Origin of the sequence: Pelomicrobium sp. G1 (genome assembly GCF_051905455.1) — a bacterium.
GTDB lineage: Bacteria > Pseudomonadota > Gammaproteobacteria > Burkholderiales > UBA6910 > Pelomicrobium.
Window position 1 is genome coordinate 1 of record NZ_JBQACR010000350.1, and the last position, 271, is coordinate 271.

Here is a 271-nt window from a genome sequence, read left to right on the forward strand (position 1 = left end):
GACATAGCGCGCCTAATCGAGCTCCTCGATCGAGGGCGTGACTGGCGGGAGACACAGCAGGAGCGACGACCATGAGCATACGCGTCATGAAGATGGTCTGGGCAGGCTACCCCGGCGGCGGCTCCGAGCTCCTCGCCCTGCTCGCCCTCGCGGACCGGGCGGACGACGAGGGCCGGTGCTACCCGTCCGTGGGGGGCATCGCCCGGCGCATCCGGCTATCGCCGCGCCAAACGCAGCGGTTGATCCGCGCCCTGACCGAGCGGGGATACCT

1 protein-coding gene is annotated in these 271 nt (G+C 70.1%); it reads left to right on the forward strand.

Translation table 11 applies throughout. The features are described from left to right. Positions 1-71: 71 nt before the first annotated feature. On the forward strand, positions 72-271 hold a 200-nt coding region (locus ACTFO6_RS18800), incomplete at its 3' end, for a helix-turn-helix domain-containing protein (RefSeq protein ID WP_439935880.1).